This window comes from Microcoleus sp. BM001215392, assembly GCF_036700185.1.
In the GTDB taxonomy this organism is placed as follows: Bacteria; Cyanobacteriota; Cyanobacteriia; order Cyanobacteriales; family Microcoleaceae; genus Microcoleus.
Genome location: NZ_JAUBOJ010000096.1, coordinates 1 through 19,211, shown reverse-complemented (window position 1 = coordinate 19,211; position 19,211 = coordinate 1). Strand labels below are relative to the sequence as shown.

Below are 19,211 nucleotides of genomic sequence, written 5' to 3'. Positions count from 1 at the left end.
AAGCAGAAGGAAAGAAGAAGTTCGGCAGCGGATTGTGTAACGGATGTAACGGATGGATTGAAGCAGAAGGAAAGAAGAAGCAAGGGTTCAGCAGTCATAAACAATAGTTTGATTGCTTATGTTTTCCCTGCGAGTTTGTTTTTAGTTTTGCATATTGTCGGCTGGAGTTTGTACAACTTCCCGTTAATTCAAGAGGCGGGAACAGCATTGAAAATTGGGATAATTCAAGGTAATATTCCTAACGAGATTAAGTTTGACTCAGGTGGTTGGCGCCGCGCTTTGGAAGGTTACACGGCTGGATATAAGGAGTTAGCAGATAGAAAAGTTGATGCTGTGTTACTTCCAGAGACAGCTTTGCCTTTTATCTGGACAAACGACTATCAGCGTTCGACTCTTTCCTTTTATCAAGCTATTCTCCAACGTGGTGTCCTAGCTTGGGTTGGGGGATTCGGACAGCAAGAGAACAGTATCACTAATAGCTTATTGGCGATCGATCGCACTGGAGAGATTATCAGCCGCTATGATAAACTCAAGCTAGTGCCCTTAGGCGAATACATCCCTTTTTACGAAATCTTAGGCGGCATTATCAATCGGCTGTCTCCCTTAGATGCTCATTTAGTACCAGGGAACTCAAAACAATTGTTTGATACGCCCTTTGGCCGCGCCATTGTCGGGATTTGTTACGATTCGGCCTTTGCTGAAGTTTTCCGATATCAGGCGGCCCAGGGAGGCGAATTTATGCTCACAGCTTCCAATAATGCCCATTACAAACCGCCGATGCTCGCTCAACATCATGCTTTGGATGTGATGCGCGCAATTGAGACGGATAGATGGGCTGCGATCGCAACTAATACGGGTTATTCTGCTTTTGTCAATCCGCACGGCGAGACTGTTTGGAAGTCCGGAATTAATACCTATGAAGTCCAAGATGCTACTATTTATCGGCGCAAAACTCGGACTTTGTACGTGCGCTGGGGAGATTGGCTGACGCCTTTATTGTTGGTCTTGGCTGGGTTAATGCGGTTGATTGCTAGAAATTAATATCAGACAATTTCTCACAAATTTTGCTACAATTGACCTCTGCCACTCATTCACTCTCAATGCTTGAAGATATCCGTGTTGCATCTGTGTTTATCGGCCTTTCATCTGCGGTTTCTCTATTAATCAAAGATTTATGCAATCTTGTTTAATCAAATTACTGGCTTTGTTGACTCAATCATGTAGGCACAGGTGCGTCACTCGCTGGAATATCTATTTTTTTCATGAATTTTCAACGGGGACGCACCCTACCGTTACTAATGCCTAATGCCTAATGACTAATGACTATTTTTCACGCGACCGTGAACGCTAGGGGATAAAGTAATTAAATCGTCAATATTGCGCTGCATGGTAGCACAAATATTGTCCAAAGGTAAATCATTGGCATCGAGTCCGAAGGGATTTTCGATTTCAATGCCGATTTCTTCGATGCCGAACAACGTAAAACTAATTAAAGCCACAACTGGGCCTGTTCCCCAACTCAAATCTTTCACCATTTGAAAAGGCAGCGCCAAACAGTAAAGTAACAATAACTGTTTCAGGTGAATAGCGTAGGCCAAAGGAATAGGCGTCTTCAAAATCCGCTCACAGCCGCCTAATGTATCAATCATAGAGTTGACCAACTGTTTCATAGCAGTTAACTGATAGACATCAAGGCACTTGCGCTCGTACTGTTCCTGCAAATAATCGTCAATCCAAAAGGCAATCTCTAGCGGTGGATTGTTCATCGACTTAAGTTTATGGTACTGCGATGGGGAGATTAACGGCTCCAATTCTGAATTTACTGATTGTTGCCGTAAATGGAGTTTCATCGCTACTGCAAAAGCTGGCAACAGGCGCAGCGTTGACTTTTTTCGTGCGATATCTTCCGGGTCTTTTTCCTCAATTGCTACCCATATCTGACGCGCCAGATTGCGGACATTGTTGATTAAATTGCCCCAAATTTTCCGACCTTCCCAAAATCTATCGTAGGCTGTATTTGTCCGAAATACTAACAGTAAACCCAGCACAATACTCGGCACAATGCTCGACAAAATTGGCAAGGAAACTGGAAATTTGAAAAAGTGCAGCAGGGCAATAAAAACTCCAAAGCTGCCGCACAGCAAAACCCGGGGCAAAATTGAGGGAATGACAGAACCCCGAACCTGTAATGCAATTTTAAACCAAGTCGGTCGATCGACATTCATGTAAGTCTCCTGATAAAATTAAATTCGCCCTCTGCGCCCAAAGTCAATCTTCGATTTTCGATTGACTCCAGAAATCAATCTCGGGGTTGGAGCGTTGGTCTAATTTTTTGGCTCTCCACGACTCCTATCGGGCGCTGGTATCCCTATTTGGCCGCTGTGAGAGCTTCCGAAACAAAAGTTACACGTAATCTATCTGTAGGGTACAACCTCAGCAATTAACCCATACCAATAGCGGATTAAACCATTTTTGGGCTGTATTCCTGTGAAAAAAGCTTTCCTACAGACAACCTTCGGATTTTAACCAAAAAAATCATCTTTAGGAGATAAATAAAATCTCAAATTGAAAAATCACCAATCAAAAATTGACTGATGCACTTTATTGAGTAATATTGGTTATGTATGTTTAGACCTCAGCTTCCGTGCAAGAGCTACCGACATCTCTACCCCCGCATTCTCCCCGATTGCCGAACCAACGGTGGCAGATTTATTCGCCTCAACCACAGCAAGCCGAACAGTTTGCCAATGAAATCGGTTTGTCATGCTTGCTAGCACAGGTACTAATCAATCGGGGTATCGATTCTGTTGAAGAAGTGCAAGGGTTTATCGAACCGGAATCTCTGGTTTTGCCCGCGCCGCTAGATGAATTTCCCGATTTGGCGGCGAGTGTCAAATTGTTGCGGGAGGCGATTGCCGCAGGGCAGAAAATTGCGATTTGCGGCGATTACGATGCTGACGGGATGACGAGCACGGCTTTGTTGCTGCGAGTTCTGAGGGCTTTGGGCGCCAATGTCGATTATGCTATTCCCAGCCGGATGCACGAAGGTTACGGGATTAACGATCGCATTGTAGAAGAATTTCACGCCGAAGGTGTAGCTCTGATTCTGACGGTAGACAACGGGATTGCAGCCTACGGGCCCGTTGCCAGAGCGCGAGAACTCGGTGTCAAAGTTATTATTACAGACCACCACGATTTGCCGCCAAAACTGCCGCCTGCTGATGCTATTCTCAACCCGAAATTAATTGCCGAATCTTCGCCCTATCGCGGTTTAGCTGGGGTAGGCGTTGCTTATGTTTTGGCGATTACTTTGGCTCAGGATCTCAAAAAAGTTGGCGGGTTGGTGAATCCGCTGCTGGAGTTATTTACTTTAGGAACTATTGCAGATTTAGCACCTTTGACTGGAGTTAACCGCCGCTGGGTAAAGCGGGGTTTGCGAATTTTACCTCATTCGCAATTGGCGGGGGTTCAGGCTTTGATTCAGGTGGCAGGAGTGCAGGCGCCAAGTGCCGAAAGTTTACCTCTTTTTAACTCAAAAAGTCAAGCTAACAATACCTTAAAACCTGAAGATATTGGTTTTCGGCTGGGCCCGCGGATTAATGCTGTGGGGCGGCTGGCTGACCCTCAAATTGTGATAGAGTTGCTCACAACGGACGATCGCGAATTGGCACTCAAAAACGCGATGCAGTGCGAACAAATCAATCAGCGCCGTCAGGAGTTGTGCCAGGAAATTGAGCAAGAAGCAATTGCTTGGTGCGAACAAAGTGCGATCGACTTGCAGCAGGAACGAGTTTTAGTTGTCGTACAACCGGGTTGGCACCACGGGGTGATTGGGATTGTAGCATCTCGGTTGCTGGAACGTTACGGCGTACCAGTTTTTATCGGTACTTTTGAGGATGAGGGAGGCAAAACTGGTAATATCATCCGCGGCTCGGCGAGGGGAATTCCTGAATTTAATGTATTTGACGGGCTGAATTTTTGCGCGGATTTATTAACTAAATTTGGCGGACATAAAGCGGCTGGCGGTTTTTCGATGCCTGCCAAGAATCTCGAACAATTCGGCAGTCAACTATCAGTTTTTGCCAATCAATGTTTGCAGCCAGAACACCTCAAGCCGCTGGTTTCGGTAGATGTGCGAGCAGATTTGGCGGAGATTAATCTGGATCTTTACCGACAAATTGATGCTCTGGAACCTTGCGGGATTGAAAATAAGGCTCCGGTATTTTGGACGCCTAATGTTTGCATCACTGAACAGAAAATTGTTGGTAAAGGAGGTCACGTTAAACTAACTGCAACTCAAGATGACAAAGGTTCGGCTAGTGTGAAGGGGATTGCGTGGCGTTGGGGCGAATATTTTCCGTTGCCTCGGCGGGTTGATATTGCTTACCGCTTGCGGGAAAATAGTTTTAATGGCAAGACTTCGGTTGAGTTAGAGTTGTTGGGTGTCCGCTTGCCGGCAAGTGCTGCTAGTTCGAGGCCGTCGGTGTTCGGAAAAGTTGAGTTTGATTATTGCGATCGCACTTATTCTTGCAGTCTGTCTCCCGCCGGTTCTCAAGAGGAATTGAGAATTCGCAATTCTCAAGGGCAAGTTTTGGCTGTTGCGCCTGGACAAAGCATCGGCTTGTTGGGTAACTCCCGCCAGGATGCTAGGGAAGTCGATGTATCTCTACCTTTTTTTGAGAATTTGATTCAAACGGCCAAACACGCCCTCGGTATTCGATCTTCAGTTGACAGTTGACAGTTGACAGTTGACAGTTGACAGCTACCTCTACCTGGAAGTCGGAGGATTGAAGCAATGAATAGTCTTATTTTAATTTCTCCCTCACTCGTGTTCCGGCTTTAAACCAATTCTTTCTGGCAAATCTAATTCATCGCGGTGAAAATTAGGGAAAATTAGTCTGCCCAAAAACAGGTACAAGCCCCCAACACGAAGGTTAGGATCGAATCCACAATTTGAGAGCAAAATTCAACGTCGCAGATTTACTGCGCTGCAAGTCAATTTACAATCTAAAATCTAAAATTGACTTGAGTGGCGATCGAGCTTTGGCAATTCTGCATCACATTTAAAACCCAAAACTCCCAAATATCGATCGCCAGCCGTGCTATAATTACAGATCGCCGCCTTTAGCTGCCAACAGAAAAATCACGATCGGGCCAGAAAGCACGACTGCTGCAAGTAAAGCTACCTGAACAATGAGTTGCAAGCTGACAGGGCCCCCGCCGTTAAAAAGATCCGTTATAAAGTCCATTTGTCCTCCTGACTGTAGTGATTAAGTCTAGATTGTTGAATTAGAAAATCCGCTTCTGATTTTACCGGGCGATCGGCCCTATTTTTTAAGGAAGTTTACAAAATTCAACAAAATGTAAAGAACGATCGACCTGCGGGCGATCGCAAATTCGGCTAAAAAACCCTGACTTTGGGCGATCGCAACTAGCCCGGTTGATCGATCGGCTTGCTTGGAGGCAAACCGGCCCGAAAAATCAACTCGGCAGTTAACCTCAATTCTGGGAAAGCCAGCGATTCAACTCTGTCATTGCCCCTAAACTGCTTTACCTCGTACTCCCCATCTACCAACTGGCAAACTGAAAGGGTGGGTTGTTTGGGATTACCAATGAACTTGCGGCCGCCTAAACCCAAATAGTCCACAATCCAGTATTCAGGGATGCCCATTTCTTCGTAATCAGCAAATTTGAAATGGTAATCATCTTGCCAGTTCGTGCTGACTACCTCCACAGCCAGCCGCACCGAAGAACACATCGTGATGATGGACTCCTTTTTCCAGCGCGGTTCCTTTGCCAGAGATGTTTGATCTAGGACAATTACATCGGGCTGATAACCTGCCTCATCACGAATGGGTTTGAGCAGGTACTCTTTCGGCACGAGGTAGGGCAGTTGTTGCTGCCGAATCTCTAAAAACACTTCGCCAGAAATAAATCCCGCTACGGCCGAGTGGTCACCAGTTCCTAGAGGCATTTCGACAATTACTCCATTGTGTAGTTCGTAGCGGTGAACTGAGTTCTCTGGATACCAGGCTGCGAACTCGTCAAAAGTGAATGTTTTGGGGATTATTTGGGCTCTTATCATGGTGTTATTCCTCTTTTTTCTTACTCCGCCTAGCCTGAGTTGCCGACGGGGGTTTGGTTTCGGTGGGTGCGGGGCTAGGGATGGCTCCGTATTTTGCTACGTAGTCCCTTGCAAAGTCCGTGACAACCTGGCTCATGTTTTTTCCTTGCCTTGCACAAGCGGCTTTAACGATTCGGCGGGAAGTCCCGCGCTGTAATCTTTGATTCAGCGTCGGGATGAAAGCCAGGGCATTTCTGAATTGATGCCTTGACCGACATGAAGCAACGCTTCATCAGGAATTGGCATCGATGAAGAAATGCCAATCTCTTAGAAACGCAGCGAGAAAACTTGGTATAGTACAGATGGTCGTTGACCCACCCGCATGGCTGAAAACAAAAGGCTTTACGCCCTGGAACGAGCATGAGCAACGGGAAAGAAACAAGTTCTGCTGGTCGGAGATTTCCGTAAATCCAAGATGCGTTTGTCGAATTAAAATCCACAACCTTGGGAAGCAGGGTTGCTGCCAGGGTAGTAGAGCAATCTGCTACGTGAGTCAGGGTCGCAGCGCGTGTACCAAACCTCCGGAGGACAAGTAAGACCATCATCGTACTCGGTACGAACTCTCGCGAGAGATTCCCTAACGTGGCATTGACCGATGAAACTGGAAGCCCGCTCTGTATGCGTAGCATCAGAGTCGGGTACTTCACATTCGTTCCTTAGCAATTCAGATGTAAAAATTCGCAGTGAGATGATTTTCTCTTCAGAGTCTGACATGGGCAGTAGTGCATTTAGTGTCTATCTTCTCATTGGGTTGAGAGCGAATGCTAATTAAACTTTACTGCCAATACTTGCACAAATGTTAGTTAAGGGTATACTAACACTCGCAGCCAGGAGCCAGCCCCAAGCATAAAACGGTCATCTTTACAGGAACCAGGGCTTGATGCCTTTTCCCGAGAGTGTTCGCAATCAAAAATCGAACCGTCTTTTCGCGAAGTCCTCCTGCGGCGCTGGCACTTGGTATACTTGAAAGGCTTTAATCTCTCTTAAATTTGGGCATTTTCCAGATAATGCTCCAAATCTAAAATCTAAAATCTAAAATCTAATTATGGCTACTTGGCGTTGCGTAAAGCAGTGCGGTGCTTGTTGTTACCTAGACCCAACAGAACGCCCTGACTTAGACGAGTATTTATCTACAGACGAATTAGCGCTCTACTTGAGCATAGTAGGAGATGACGGTTGGTGTATTAATTTTGACAAAAAAACCAGAGAATGCGGAATTTATGCCGATCGCCCGCGCTTTTGTCGGGTAGACGAGGAAGTGTTTCAGGATATGTACGGGGTTGAGCCTGCCGAGTTGAACGATTTTGCGATCGACTGCTGCAAGGAGCACATCGAAGACCTTTATGGCGATCGATCTTTGGAAATGATTCGCTTCAACTCCGAAGTCGGAATTATCGCCTGAGCTGGAAATTAACCGACTTGATGCCTTTGTGGGCTTTGTGTTGGCGGATCGTTTTTCGAGATCGTATTTCAATCTAAAACCTCAAATCTCAAATCTCAAATCCTCTCCAAGTCGATCGCTCCAGAGAATGTCAAAATAGACAAATCAAGGAAATATCGCGCAGTTGAGTTGAGCCATGAGCAATCGAGAGGGTTTTACAGGCGGATTTATTGCGGGAGCCGCAGTTGGGGGCTTGGTGGGTGCAGTTTTGGGTGCGGTGCTGTCGCGGCGCGCCGCTGAAGCTTTGCTGAGCGAACCTTCAGACGCAAAAGCCAGAAAGCTGCGCAACAGAAAAGCCAGTAAACTCGAAGCCGAAGGGATGGAAGTAGCAAGGCTGAGTTTGGAAGATAAAATTGCCCAGCTAAATCAGGCCATTGATGACGTGCGGCTGCAACTGGGTGACGTAAACGGGAACGCGCAGCCCCACAGCAGCCGTTCGATCGCCGAAGATTCCTGAATCCATTTAAGATTGTAGATTAGTCTGTTAGATGGATGCGGGCGATCGAGCTAGCATACTTCTCTGTCGATCTTTCCCATTAAAAACGAAGGCAAAAAAAACAAGGAACCACAAAATTGCTCTCCTCTATCCTCTGGGCCTTCCCTCTCCCGCAGCTATGCTAAACTTAAAGTTAAAGTGTCTGTAAACTTTACTCAAACTACAACCGAAATTTATGAGTTATTCCATAGGCCTTTTGGCAACCACGCTGTCCACGTTCCTGCAAATCTATGTATTCCTAATGATTTGTAGAGTGCTGTTAAGCTGGTTCCCCAATATCAATTGGTACGACCCCCCCTTTTCGATTTTGAGTCAGTTAACAGATCCTTACTTAAATTTATTCCGATCCATTATTCCCCCCTTAGGAGGGATTGACTTTTCTCCGCTGATTGCGTTTTTTGTACTTCAGTTTGGCTCGGAATTTCTGATCGGTCTTTTGAGCAGCTTGCAAACCGCTTTTTAGTTAAAAAAGCTTAATTTTTTGAGCATCTAGCCTAAACTGCTGGCAGATATAGCCGGCAACTAAATTTGAGATTTGAGATTTTCAGGTGAACTCCCCGGCTTTTGCACCGGGGAGTTTGTCGTAGATGAGAGTTGAGAAATTGAAAGCAACTCAACCACCGTAAAATCTCAAATCTCACACTGTTTGCTTAGCGGCGAACCACGCCAGTAAAACCTGTAGCTTTAAACTGCTTGAGCTGCAACGGTGTTCGTTGATTGGCTGCAACCGAAATTCTGAGCTGAAAATCGCTAATTCCGGGAGGAACTTCTTCGATAGATCCCAAGCGAGTCCTGTTTTGCATTACCGGATTTTCATCTGCATCATAAATACGTCCGAAAATATCAGCATTAACAACAGGTTTGCCGCTAGTATTTTCAGCTTTCCCAGTAATCAAAAAGCAAGTAGCTTCCATAGAACTGCCACTGGTGACTGTTCCTTCTGCCATTTCGGCCGGACATTCGTGATAAGAAAGATCCGAAAGTTTAATCTGTGTCAGAGCCCAAGCAGGTGGAGTGAATACCAAACTAAAAATTCCGATCGCACAAGTAGCAAAAAAAAGGCTGATAGCTCGAAATTTCATAAATGGCAGCGCAAGTATATTTTAATTCTCAGCTTAGCGCGAATTTAGGTGAACTACCCGACTCTCACCCTATCGGGTAGAGAGCGGGCTTCCAGCTTCAAGGGGAACAGCGTCCGACAAGACCGAAATCTTGCCACCACGGCTTACATTCCCTCCACTGGCAGCAGCACTAGTTCCTAATGCCAAAAACCGCAAGGCTTCATCTCTGATATTTTTTGCCGCATTTACGTCGCGATCGTTTCGAGATTTACATTTAGGACAATCCCAATAACGAACATCCAAAGGCATCTCGGATACTTTGTGCAAGCAACTATTACAAGTTTTAGAGCTAGGGAAAAATCGGTCAACTTCAATATAGGTTTTCCCATCCTTTTCTGCTTTGTACTTGAGCATTGTTCCGAACATCCCCCACCCAGCATCGCTAATTGCTTTAGCTAGACAGTGATTGCGTACCATACCTTTGACATTTAGATCTTCTACTGCAATAACTTGGTTTTCGTCTACTATCTTGCGGGACAGTTTGTGCAGAAAATCCTCGCGAACACGTTTGATTTTAGAGTGGACTTTAGCCACTAATCTTCTAGCTTTGTTTCTAGTGCTACTTCCTTTCTGTTTACGACTGAGTTTTTGCTGTTTGCGTTTGAGGTTTTTGCTATGTTTCTTGAGGTGACGAGGGTTTTTATACTTACGACCATCACTAGTTACACAAAAATCAATCAATCCCACGTCCAAGCCAATCGCTTTGTCACCCGTAGTAACATCTGCACTCTTGATGCCATTATCAACCAAGATAGAAGCAAAATACTTTCCATCTGGGTTTTTGGATATGGTAACAGTCTTAACTGTGCCATCAAAAGTGCGATGAACTTTGCAATTCACTTCACCAATGATAGGCAACTTGATAGACTTTTCACCAACTTTGACATTCTGAGGATAGCTGACAGATTGCCGACCGTGCTTTGATTTGAAGCTAGGGAATCCAGCTTTTTTCTCAAAGAAGTTTTGGTAGGCAACAGACAGATTTAGCGCCACAACCTGTAGAGATTGCGAGTAAGCCCCTTTTTTCAGCCAAGGATATTCTATTTTTAGCTGAGGCAGCAAGCCTTGGATGGCACCTCGACTTAGCCCCTTACCCGTAGCCTTGTATGTTTCCTGACTCATATTTAGGCTGTAATTCCAAAACCAACGCGAACAGCCGAAAGCACCAGCAAAATACTGCTGCTGTTCGGCTGTCGGATCTAGTCGGAACTTGTAAGCCTGATACATTATCATTAACCAAGGTTGCTGATAATATTATAGCTGATATACAAAGAAAATGCAAGGAGTTTGCTCGTCTCGCCGCCGAGGGGCCCATCTCTCTATGGCTTACGCCTACTAGCTTGTGGGCCCCTCGGACTCCTCACCTCGCTCGGCTTTCATCCCGACGCTCACGCCCTGCGGTAGAGCGCGGGACTTCCCGCCTGTCCGTTAAGACCGCATAGCCTGCTTTTGTTCCGCTTTGAGATCGCGGTTGCTAGCAGCAGCCAGCTCCGCATCCAACAAAGTTTTGCCCGTAGCAGCCAAATAAACATCGTCCAAACTCGGGCGAGACTGAGCAATCCCAAAAGTAGGAAGTCCGGCATCTTTCAAGGCTTGCTGAATCGTGACAAGGGCGTCGCTTTGGGCGTGTACCACCAAATTCAGAGAGTTACCTTGGGCGCTGTTGATAATTACTTCTTGCACGAAAGGCAGAGATTGCATTAAAGCTTGGGCTTTTTCGGCTTCTTCGAGCGGCGAAAATTCCCGAATCCGCAGAGTCACCCGATCGCCCCCGACGCGATTTTTCAACTCTTCTGGCGTTCCCTGTGCAATCACCGTACCCTTGTCAATAATCGCCACGCGATCGGCCAAAGCATCGACTTCCTCAAGATAATGGCTGGTAATCAACACCGTCGTGCCTTCCTCCCGCAACCGCCGCAGGAAATCCCACACCACTACCCGACTTTCAATATCGAGCCCGACAGTCGGTTCGTCTAATACCAAAACATCCGGCTGGTGCAGCAATCCTGCTGCTAAATCGAGGCGCTTGCGAATACCGCCGGAATAGGTGCCCGTTTTTTTATTTTCCCACTCCTCCAAACCGAGGAGTTGCACCATTTTGTCAATCCGTCCTTTAATCGTAGGGCGCGGCAAATGGTAAAGTGCTGCTTGCAGTTGCAGGAGTTCGCGCCCTGTCAGCACCTTATCGAGAGCGACTTCTTGGGCGACGTAGCCGAGTTTTTGTCTGGCCATTCTCGGCTGGCTGACTGCTGAAATTCCCGATACTTCAATGCGTCCGCGATCGGGCGCACTCAATGTACAAAGTACCCGCAGGGTTGTGGTTTTGCCTGCACCGTTGGGGCCTAGCAAACCAAATATTTCCCCCGGTTCTACCTTGAAGGAAACATCTTTAACGGCTTCTACATTGCCGTAGCGTTTCTGAAGATTTTCAATTAAAACGGCGGGAGCCATATATTTTAACTATGAACTGGTTGTTAATATTTTGACACTTCGGGGCTTAATTTGCCCGAATGTGCGATCGACTTCTGCGACTGGCTCTGATGGCGGTGGTACCACAATCGCCATGACAGCAAACGGCATTCCGCGATAAATTTTCCGTCTCTGCTGAAAAAACTCTCAACTCGATCGCGCTTTTGGATGACGAGATCCCTGAGTTTTCCCCAATTTCCAAACTTTGATTTCACCTCCCCAAAATAATGAGTTTTGAGTTGGCTATAACTTTTGGCTTAGCAACTCAAAACTCACATTTTTTTCGACAAGTAGAGATGCACCCGAAACCTGTTATTTTATAATTATCTCTACCTATAGGCTGATGTTTGTCGCGATTTAAATCATTAGTAGTGATGTCAAACACCTAAACATTCGGGTCAAGCATTAAACACGAAAAACTTCCCCTAGTGGCAAGTTCTACTGTTAACCAGTTCCCAAAACCAAACAACTGCCGATCTGCGTTCTCAACCGGGATTGTCCTCATTCATTGGCGCTTCTGGCTCTGCAATCTCCAATCTTGAAGGGTATTAAATCCCAGCATTCCAGCAGGCTGTCGCTTGTTTAATCAACAATTTTTACCCAACCGCGGCGCACGTTGTACAGCAGTCGGTTGATGATGGCATACTCATCTTCATTCAGCGTTCTTTCTAAAAGTGCGGCTCTGAGCTGTCTCCGGTCGTGGCGGGTCACGACGCTGGAAAACATCACTTGACCGAATAATTCTTCGAGTGTCATCTGGGATACTGACATGATCGACCTCCTAATTGATTGAGATAGATAAAATTTTTACAGGCTCATTGTAATTCTAGTATGCTGTGTGCGAGCAACTGTTTAGGCGATCGAAAACATTGACAATCTGTGATTTTTAGGCTAAGAATCTGTGACCCACACTTTAATATCGAGTGACTCGGATCTTTGAAATTGGTGATGATTGTCACAGAAGGAAGTTCGGCAACGGATTGTGTGACGGATGTAGCGGAGGTCAGGAAGAGGGAAGAGGGAAAAGGGGAGAGGTTTGAGGGAAGAAGATCGATCGGACGATCGGCAAATCTCAGCTTTGCCGATCGCCCCAACAGCCCTGAATCCGGTTTTAGCGGCTTCTGTTGCCGGTGATTGTGCCAATTGTGATGGCTAATGCAGGCAGCGGTCAATAGTCGCTACCACCGACTCGGCCAACTCTGGGAGCGCGTAGCCTCCCTCCAAACCAAAAACGATGCGGCGAGTGATTTGCAGGCAGTATCCGGTAAAAGTACCATAATCTGACGGCGCCAGATTCATGCTCGCCAGCGGATCGGACGCCGTAGCGTCGTAACCGGCGCTGACAATCAACAAATCCGGTTCAAAGTTTGACAAAAACGGCACCACAAGAGATTCAAAGGCGCTGAGGTATTCAGCTATGCCGCCGCCCGGATACAGTGGAATGTTGAGGACGTTGTTGTAGGCGCCGCGCTCGTCAGCATCTCCCGTTCCCGGATAGCACGGAGATTGGTGCAGGGAACAGTAGGCAATTTGTCGGTTGTTTTCGACTAAAGATTGAGTGCCGTTACCGTGGTGTACGTCCCAGTCGAGGACGGCGACGCGGTTGATTCCCGGCTGTTCTAGGGCGTAGTTCGCGGCGATCGCAGCGTTGGAAAACAAGCAAAAACCCATGGCGCGGTTGTTTTCGGCGTGGTGTCCCGGGGGTCTGGCCAGCACGAAAGCCGGTGCGTTTCTGGCTAGGACTCGATCGGCGCCATCGAGCCAAGCACTCACCGCCAGCAGTGCTATGTCATAACTTTCAGCAGAAATTGGCGTGTCACCGTCGAGGTAGCCGCCTCCACGATGAGCCAAATGTTCGACTTCTTTGATGTATCTTGGGGCGTGAACTTTTTTGATCGCCGAGAGCAGTTCTAGTTGGCGCTCCGCTACTGGGGTGGGAAGTTGCCACTCAAGGCGATCGGCCCAGGGAGCGGCTTTGAGAGCATTGGCGATCGCCGTCAAACGTTCGGGTCGCTCTGGGTGCAGCATTCCAGTCTTGTGCAGCAAAAAATCGGGGGAGTAGATGACGGGTAGCATCAGCAGATTTTAGAGTTAATTTTTTATATTTTAGATTTTCATTTTGCTTTAATTCGGTATTCGGCTTTGTGAAATTTAAATTGCGATCGGGCAACCATTTTAATTGGGAGCCTCTGATTTTTGTAAAAGGCATTTTTTATTAATGCGTGCTGTCCCCGCTCCCTTGCTGATATAACCCTCGCTCGGGGGGGACAGCACGCATTAAAGCTGGCGTGCTTGATGCTGCCTTTTAATTTTTAAGATGACCGTCAAAAAAAGTTACCAAAGCATGAAAGCCGATCGCCTAAAAAATATTTCTAGCTTTTGCCAATTGATGACTAAATCACCAACTGCCAAATCACCAATTTTCCTGGTTTCGTCCATTAATTTTTCGGGCGACTTTCCCCTAAAGTTAAAGCCAAATTGTGATATAATTTCAGGAGTAATTTGCAATATTTGGCAACTCTACTGAATCCAAATCGATTTTATCGCATTTTTGGGATTTATAGCGGTCAAATTTAAAGTTTTAGCGGAGTTTTTCAACCTATGAGTATCTCTGAGTCGCGGATAATCCCGACGGATCTGGGTGGTGAGATGTCCCGATCGTACTTGGAATACGCCATGAGCGTAATTGTCGGTCGGGCGCTACCAGATGCTAGGGACGGTCTCAAGCCCGTTCACCGACGCATTCTCTACGCCATGAACGAATTGGGATTGACACCCGATCGACCATTCCGCAAATGCGCCCGCGTCGTCGGGGAGGTGCTGGGCAAGTATCACCCGCACGGAGATACAGCGGTTTACGACGCCCTAGTGCGGATGGCTCAAGATTTCTCCATGCGCGAACGCCTAATCAACGGCCACGGCAACTTCGGCTCCGTTGACAACGACCCGCCCGCTGCCATGCGGTACACCGAATGTCGCCTCACAGCCCTGACTAGCGACTCGATGCTGCGCGATATCGACTCCGAAACAGTAGATTTCGGCGACAACTTCGACGGTTCCCAACAAGAACCCCTCGTACTCCCCGCACGCATCCCCCAAATTTTGCTCAACGGTTCCTCCGGGATTGCCGTCGGGATGGCCACCAACATTCCGCCGCACAACTTGGGCGAAATCATTGACGGTTTGGTAGCGCTAATCCACAATCCAGGAATTACTGACCTCGAATTGATGCAGTACATTCCCGGCCCGGACTTTCCGACAGGCGGGCAAATTCTTGGCAGAGGCGGCATTCGCGACGCTTACACAACCGGGCGCGGTTCAATTACCATGCGCGGAGTCGCCGGCATTGAAACCATCGAACACGTCGGCCGCCCCGACAAAGAAGCAATTATTATCACCGAATTGCCTTACCAAACAAACAAGGCAGCGCTAATTGAGAAAATTGCCGAACTTGTCAACGACAAAAGATTAGATGGAATTTCCGACATTCGCGACGAAAGCGACAGAGACGGAATGCGCATCGTGATCGAACTCAAACGCGATGCCTATCCCCGCGTCGTACTCAATAACCTCTACAAACAAACACCCCTCCAAGCCAACTTTGGAGCCAATATGTTAGCGCTAGTAAACGGGGAACCCCAACTACTTACGCTCTCCCAATTCCTCAATGTCTTCCTAGACTTCCGCATTGAGACAATTACTCGCCGGACTCAATACGAACTCCGCAAAGCAGAAGAACGCGATCATCTCCTGCAAGGTTTATTAATTGCCCTAGACAACTTAGATGCAATTATTCACCTAATTCGCGCTGCTGCTGACTCCGCCGCAGCCAAACAAGAATTGATCGATAACTACGGTCTTTCCGAACAGCAATCTGACGCAATTCTGCAAATGCAGCTTCGGCGTTTGACAGCCTTAGAAGCGCAAAAAATCCAGCAAGAACACGAAGAACTGCGAACAAAAATCGCCGACTTGGAAGATATCTTAGCGCGCCGGGAACGCATCTTAGAAATCGCCGAAGTCGAAGCAGTCGAAATCCAAACCAAAATCGCAACTCCCAGACGCAGCGTCATCGAACACGCCGAAGGAGAAATCGATGAAAGAGATTTAATTGCTAACGAACAAGCAATTATTCTGATCACAGAGCAAGGTTACATCAAGCGGATGCCTGTCAGCACTTTCGAGGCCCAAAGTCGCGCTACTCGCGGCAAAGCAGGCGCGAAAATGAAGGAAGATGACGGAGTAGAGCATTTCCTTTCCTGCTGCGATCACGACAGCGTTTTGTTCTTCAGTGACAGGGGCGTAGTTTACTCTGTCAAAGCTTATCAAATTCCCGTTTGTTCGCGGACTGCCCGCGGCACTCCCGTGGTACAATTGCTGCCGATTCCCATAGAAGAAAAAATCACTTCTATGGTGTCAGTGACCGAATTTACTAGCGAAGAATATTTGGTGATGCTGACTCGCGGCGGCTACATCAAGAAAACCGCACTTTCAGCTTTTGGCAACATCCGCACTAACGGATTAATCGCGATTTCTCTAGAAGAAGGCGACCAATTGCGCTGGGTGCGGAGAGCAAAAGTTGGCGACAGCATTATCATCGGCACGCGCCAAGGTATGGCGATTCACTTCCGCACCAATCACGAGCAGTTGCGCCCCGTCGGCCGCGCGACGCGGGGTGTAAAATCAATGAAATTGCGATCGGGCGATGAGTTGATCAGCATGGACATTTTGCCAAGTTCCATTGTTGCCGAAATTGCTGATACAGAAGATTCAGAATTGGAAGGAACAGAAGTTGCTCTGTTAGAAACGGGCGAATCGGAATTTGAAGGAGCCGAAATTGCTGAAGATGTGGAATTAGAAGACGAAGAATTAGAACTGGATGCTGAGGAAATTGAAGGCGAAGATGCCGAAGAAATTGCCACAGTTAGCAGCGAAGTTCCTAGCGTGTTGGTAATCACCACCAACGGCTACGGTAAGCGCGTTCCAGTGTCTCAATTCCGCCTGCAAAGACGGGCAGGTAAGGGATTGACTGCTACTAAATTCAAGTCTAAAAAAGGTAAGGATCAGGTAGCAGCGCTGCGAATTGTCAACGAAGATGACGAGTTGATGATTATTACCAACCGAGGGATTATTATCCGTCAGGCTGTGAGTGCAATTTCCACGCAATCGCGTACTGCAACGGGCGTGCGGGTGCAGCGCTTGGATGAGGATGATTCCATCGTAGCTGTGGCTTTGGTGCCACCTGCGGGTGAGGAATCAGCCGAAGAAGCGCAATCTGAGGAAGCGACAGAAGAGTAAAGGTTAATGGTTTGTAGGGTGCGCTGCGGTGCACCTTACTACTGTTGAATCCTCAAAGTGCGATCGATCGGCGGTTGAAACCGCGTCTATACAAACGATGTCCACTCCAAGCGGACTAAAGAATCAAGCTAAAATGCGATCGCCCTACTCAGAAGTCTTTCCTCAAAAGTAAAAGATTTTTTTCGGTGATGTAATTATGAGTCAAGTCCAAGCCAAACTGCTAACTGATACCTGGGTTACGGCGACTTGGGATGAATATATAGAAATCATTAAACAGCCGGAGTACGATCGCGCAAAATGCTACTACTATAACGGACTGTTGAGGATTGAAATGGCAGCAGTCGGGCCAGATCGTGCTGATGATAACGGAATTATTGTCATCTTAATCAATTTATTTGGCATTGCCAAAGGTATCAAAATGAGACTGCTGGTCAATTGTAGCTATGCCAAAACGGGTGTCAGAGGTGCTCAACCTGATGCTTGTTACTACATCGGAGAGAGGGCGCAAACGGCGCCTCGCGGTAGTTCTGTAGTAAATTTGGATAGCGCAGCAGCCCCAGATTTGGCGATCGAAATTGCCGACAGTTCTCTCGTTGACGATTTGGGCACAAAAAGAATGATTTATGAAGAATTAGGAGTGTCTGAATATTGGGTAGTAGACGTACAGAAAGCCCAAGTTATTGCTTTTAAAATTATTGCTAACCGGGGAAGCGAACGTCTGACAGAATCTCAAATTTTGCCAGGGTTAAAAGTTGCTTTGTTAGAGGAAGGTTTGCGCCGCAGTCGCCAGACGGACAATACAGAAGTAGGTAACTGGTTTTTAGGGGAAGTTAGTAGTTTGTAGGGTGTGCACTGCACACAGGCTGATTTTGAAGCTAGAAACCCGGTTTCTACGAGTTTTGTGTTTAGTAACGAGAAATCTACGAAGAAACCGGGTTTCTGATGTCTGCGTGTATCCAGCGCTGGAATCATTGACAATTGACACGATAATTGCTATAGCTTAATATCAGCCTAAGATTAATAGCAAAAGTTTGTAAAAATGCCTTATTTAACAGCAGCAAACGACATCAAAGCACTCATCGCTAAATTTTCGCAAGCTAGAATCCTGTGGGTTGACACAGAGATAGCAGACTATAAATCCAACCCCAGATTATCGTTGATTCAAGTATTAGCTGACTCCACAGATGCGACAGGAAATGCTACTTTTATACTAGATGTCTTAGATAAACCTGAATTGGCAAAAGATTTCATCAACCAAATCATGGTCAATCCAGATATTGAAAAAGTCTTCCACAGCGCCAGCTATGACATCAGATTTTTGGGTAATGATGACGCCAAAAATGTCACTTGTACATTAAAAATTTCGAGACAGATTCCAGCTTACATTCTGCCCTTACCCAACCGACAACTCAAAACCTTAATCGAAACACTTTGCGGCATTACTTATGTAGATAAAACAGAACAAAGCGGCGATTGGGGAAAGCGTCCCCTGACCCAGAAGCAGCTAGAATATGCCAAGATGGACGCGGTTTATCTAGCCAGAGTGCATCAGCGCCTGCTAGAAATCCTTGCCCAATCTTACCCCGAACCCGCAACGGAAAACTTGGTATTTTTGGGGGAAAAATATCAGGAAATAGAATCTCAGTGGAAGCCGCTAGATTTAGAAATCGCTGAAGTGAAAGAACGATTCAAAGCAGGAATGATGGCGCAAAAGCTCAAAGATAGTTCTTGTTTTCAGCTTTCCAGTTCGATAACTATGAAAGTTGATTTTATGACACTGGCGAGACTGACGCAAACTCAGGGAATTGAGTTAAATTTTCCGGTGACGCTGACGAAAGAAATTCAAAAACAGTTAGGAGAACTCATCACTCATCCATCTTTGCAAGTTGAGGATATTTCTAGTTGGCGGTTGAATTCTAATGTACAGCAGCGGCGAAAATCTACTACTAAGAAAATTGCGCCGGAACCCGAGAGTGAGGATTTAACAGCATTGGGGAAAAGGTATCAAGAAATTTTGCCTGAATGGAAATTGCTGGATTCGGAAGTTGAGCATTTGAAAGAACGGATTAAAAAAGCAATGTTGGTGCAAAATAAGAGCAATACTTTTCATTTTAAGTTATCTAGTGCTTCGATTTTGAAGGTAGATTTTGCTAGCTTGGCTAAACTTGTGCAATCTGCGGGAGTTGAATTAGATTTTATGGTGACGCTGACTCAATACATCCAAAAGCAGTTGGGGGATGCGATTAACAAAATTGATGTGCA

General features: G+C 46.6%; 18 protein-coding genes. 8 read left to right on the top strand and 10 right to left on the bottom strand.

The features are described from left to right. Positions 1 to 1,041 (top strand): apolipoprotein N-acyltransferase (gene lnt, locus QT974_RS13065; RefSeq protein ID WP_333468902.1); only part of this gene is annotated, 1,041 nt, incomplete at its 5' end. A 275-nt stretch (positions 1,042 to 1,316) separates the two neighbouring features. On the opposite strand, the gene QT974_RS13060 is transcribed toward lnt, so the two are convergent. Beyond that, positions 1,317 to 2,225: a bestrophin family protein gene (locus QT974_RS13060; protein ID WP_333468901.1), complete on the bottom strand. Its 909-nt coding sequence runs from the start codon at positions 2,223 to 2,225 to the stop codon at positions 1,317 to 1,319. Between the two features lie 419 nt (positions 2,226 to 2,644). Here QT974_RS13060 and recJ point away from each other — a divergent pair, with 419 nt between their 5' ends. Continuing rightward, positions 2,645 to 4,738 carry a single-stranded-DNA-specific exonuclease RecJ gene (gene recJ / locus QT974_RS13055; protein ID WP_333468900.1) on the top strand — a complete coding sequence of 698 codons (2,094 nt, stop codon included), beginning with the start codon at positions 2,645 to 2,647 and terminating at the stop codon, positions 4,736 to 4,738. 370 nt (positions 4,739 to 5,108) lie between these two features. Here recJ and psb30 read toward each other — a convergent pair whose 3' ends face one another. The 3 genes from psb30 to QT974_RS13040 form a co-directional block, all read right to left on the bottom strand. Continuing rightward, a complete protein-coding gene (gene psb30 / locus QT974_RS13050) occupies positions 5,109 to 5,249 on the bottom strand; it encodes a photosystem II reaction center protein Ycf12/Psb30 (RefSeq protein WP_333468899.1) in 141 nt (46 codons plus the stop codon). 182 nt (positions 5,250 to 5,431) lie between these two features. Continuing rightward, entirely contained in the window at positions 5,432 to 6,085 is a 654-nt protein-coding gene (locus tag QT974_RS13045; RefSeq protein WP_333468898.1) for a Uma2 family endonuclease, read from the bottom strand. Positions 6,086 to 6,089: 4 nt separating this feature from the next. Continuing rightward, on the bottom strand, positions 6,090 to 6,221 hold the full coding sequence (locus QT974_RS13040) for a hypothetical protein (protein WP_333468897.1): 132 nt from the start codon (positions 6,219 to 6,221) through the stop codon (positions 6,090 to 6,092). Positions 6,222 to 7,169: 948 nt separating this feature from the next. Between QT974_RS13040 and QT974_RS13035 the strand changes: the two genes are divergently transcribed. The 3 genes from QT974_RS13035 (at position 7,170) to QT974_RS13025 (ending at position 8,524) form a co-directional block, all read left to right on the top strand. Continuing rightward, positions 7,170 to 7,526, top strand: coding sequence for a YkgJ family cysteine cluster protein (locus tag QT974_RS13035; protein ID WP_333468896.1), 357 nt, complete (start codon positions 7,170 to 7,172; stop codon positions 7,524 to 7,526). A gap of 175 nt (positions 7,527 to 7,701) precedes the next feature. Beyond that, a complete protein-coding gene (locus QT974_RS13030; RefSeq protein ID WP_333468895.1) occupies positions 7,702 to 8,022 on the top strand; it encodes a hypothetical protein in 321 nt (106 codons plus the stop codon). 214 nt (positions 8,023 to 8,236) lie between these two features. Next, a complete protein-coding gene (locus QT974_RS13025; protein ID WP_333468894.1) occupies positions 8,237 to 8,524 on the top strand; it encodes a YggT family protein in 288 nt (95 codons plus the stop codon). 187 nt (positions 8,525 to 8,711) lie between these two features. Here the strand turns inward: QT974_RS13025 and QT974_RS13020 are convergent, their stop codons facing one another. The 6 genes from QT974_RS13020 to QT974_RS12995 all read right to left on the bottom strand — a co-directional run bounded on the left by QT974_RS13020 (position 8,712) and on the right by QT974_RS12995 (position 13,727). Then, complete coding sequence (locus QT974_RS13020) at positions 8,712 to 9,143, bottom strand: hypothetical protein (protein WP_333468893.1); 432 nt, start codon at positions 9,141 to 9,143, stop codon at positions 8,712 to 8,714. Positions 9,144 to 9,212: 69 nt separating this feature from the next. Then, the gene (locus tag QT974_RS13015) at positions 9,213 to 10,409 is read right to left on the bottom strand and encodes an RNA-guided endonuclease InsQ/TnpB family protein (protein ID WP_333468903.1); all 1,197 of its coding nucleotides are present in this window, start codon (positions 10,407 to 10,409) and stop codon (positions 9,213 to 9,215) included. A gap of 201 nt (positions 10,410 to 10,610) precedes the next feature. Then, positions 10,611 to 11,633, bottom strand: a complete 1,023-nt coding sequence (locus tag QT974_RS13010) for an ABC transporter ATP-binding protein (RefSeq protein ID WP_333468892.1) — start codon at positions 11,631 to 11,633, stop codon at positions 10,611 to 10,613. Between the two features lie 23 nt (positions 11,634 to 11,656). Then, entirely contained in the window at positions 11,657 to 11,866 is a 210-nt protein-coding gene (locus tag QT974_RS13005) for a hypothetical protein (protein ID WP_333468891.1), read from the bottom strand. 367 nt (positions 11,867 to 12,233) lie between these two features. Then, positions 12,234 to 12,422: a hypothetical protein gene (locus QT974_RS13000; RefSeq protein WP_333274361.1), complete on the bottom strand. Its 189-nt coding sequence runs from the start codon at positions 12,420 to 12,422 to the stop codon at positions 12,234 to 12,236. 381 nt (positions 12,423 to 12,803) lie between these two features. Beyond that, positions 12,804 to 13,727, bottom strand: coding sequence for a histone deacetylase family protein (locus QT974_RS12995; RefSeq protein ID WP_333468890.1), 924 nt, complete (start codon positions 13,725 to 13,727; stop codon positions 12,804 to 12,806). 525 nt (positions 13,728 to 14,252) lie between these two features. Here QT974_RS12995 and gyrA point away from each other — a divergent pair. From gyrA to QT974_RS12980, 3 genes are all read left to right on the top strand, one after another. Further along, on the top strand, positions 14,253 to 16,949 hold the full coding sequence (gene gyrA / locus QT974_RS12990) for a DNA gyrase subunit A (RefSeq protein ID WP_333468889.1): 2,697 nt from the start codon (positions 14,253 to 14,255) through the stop codon (positions 16,947 to 16,949). Between the two features lie 196 nt (positions 16,950 to 17,145). Further along, positions 17,146 to 17,793, top strand: a complete 648-nt coding sequence (locus tag QT974_RS12985; protein WP_333468888.1) for a Uma2 family endonuclease — start codon at positions 17,146 to 17,148, stop codon at positions 17,791 to 17,793. Between the two features lie 195 nt (positions 17,794 to 17,988). Next, on the top strand, positions 17,989 to 19,211 hold a 1,223-nt coding region (locus QT974_RS12980), incomplete at its 3' end, for a ribonuclease D (protein ID WP_333468887.1).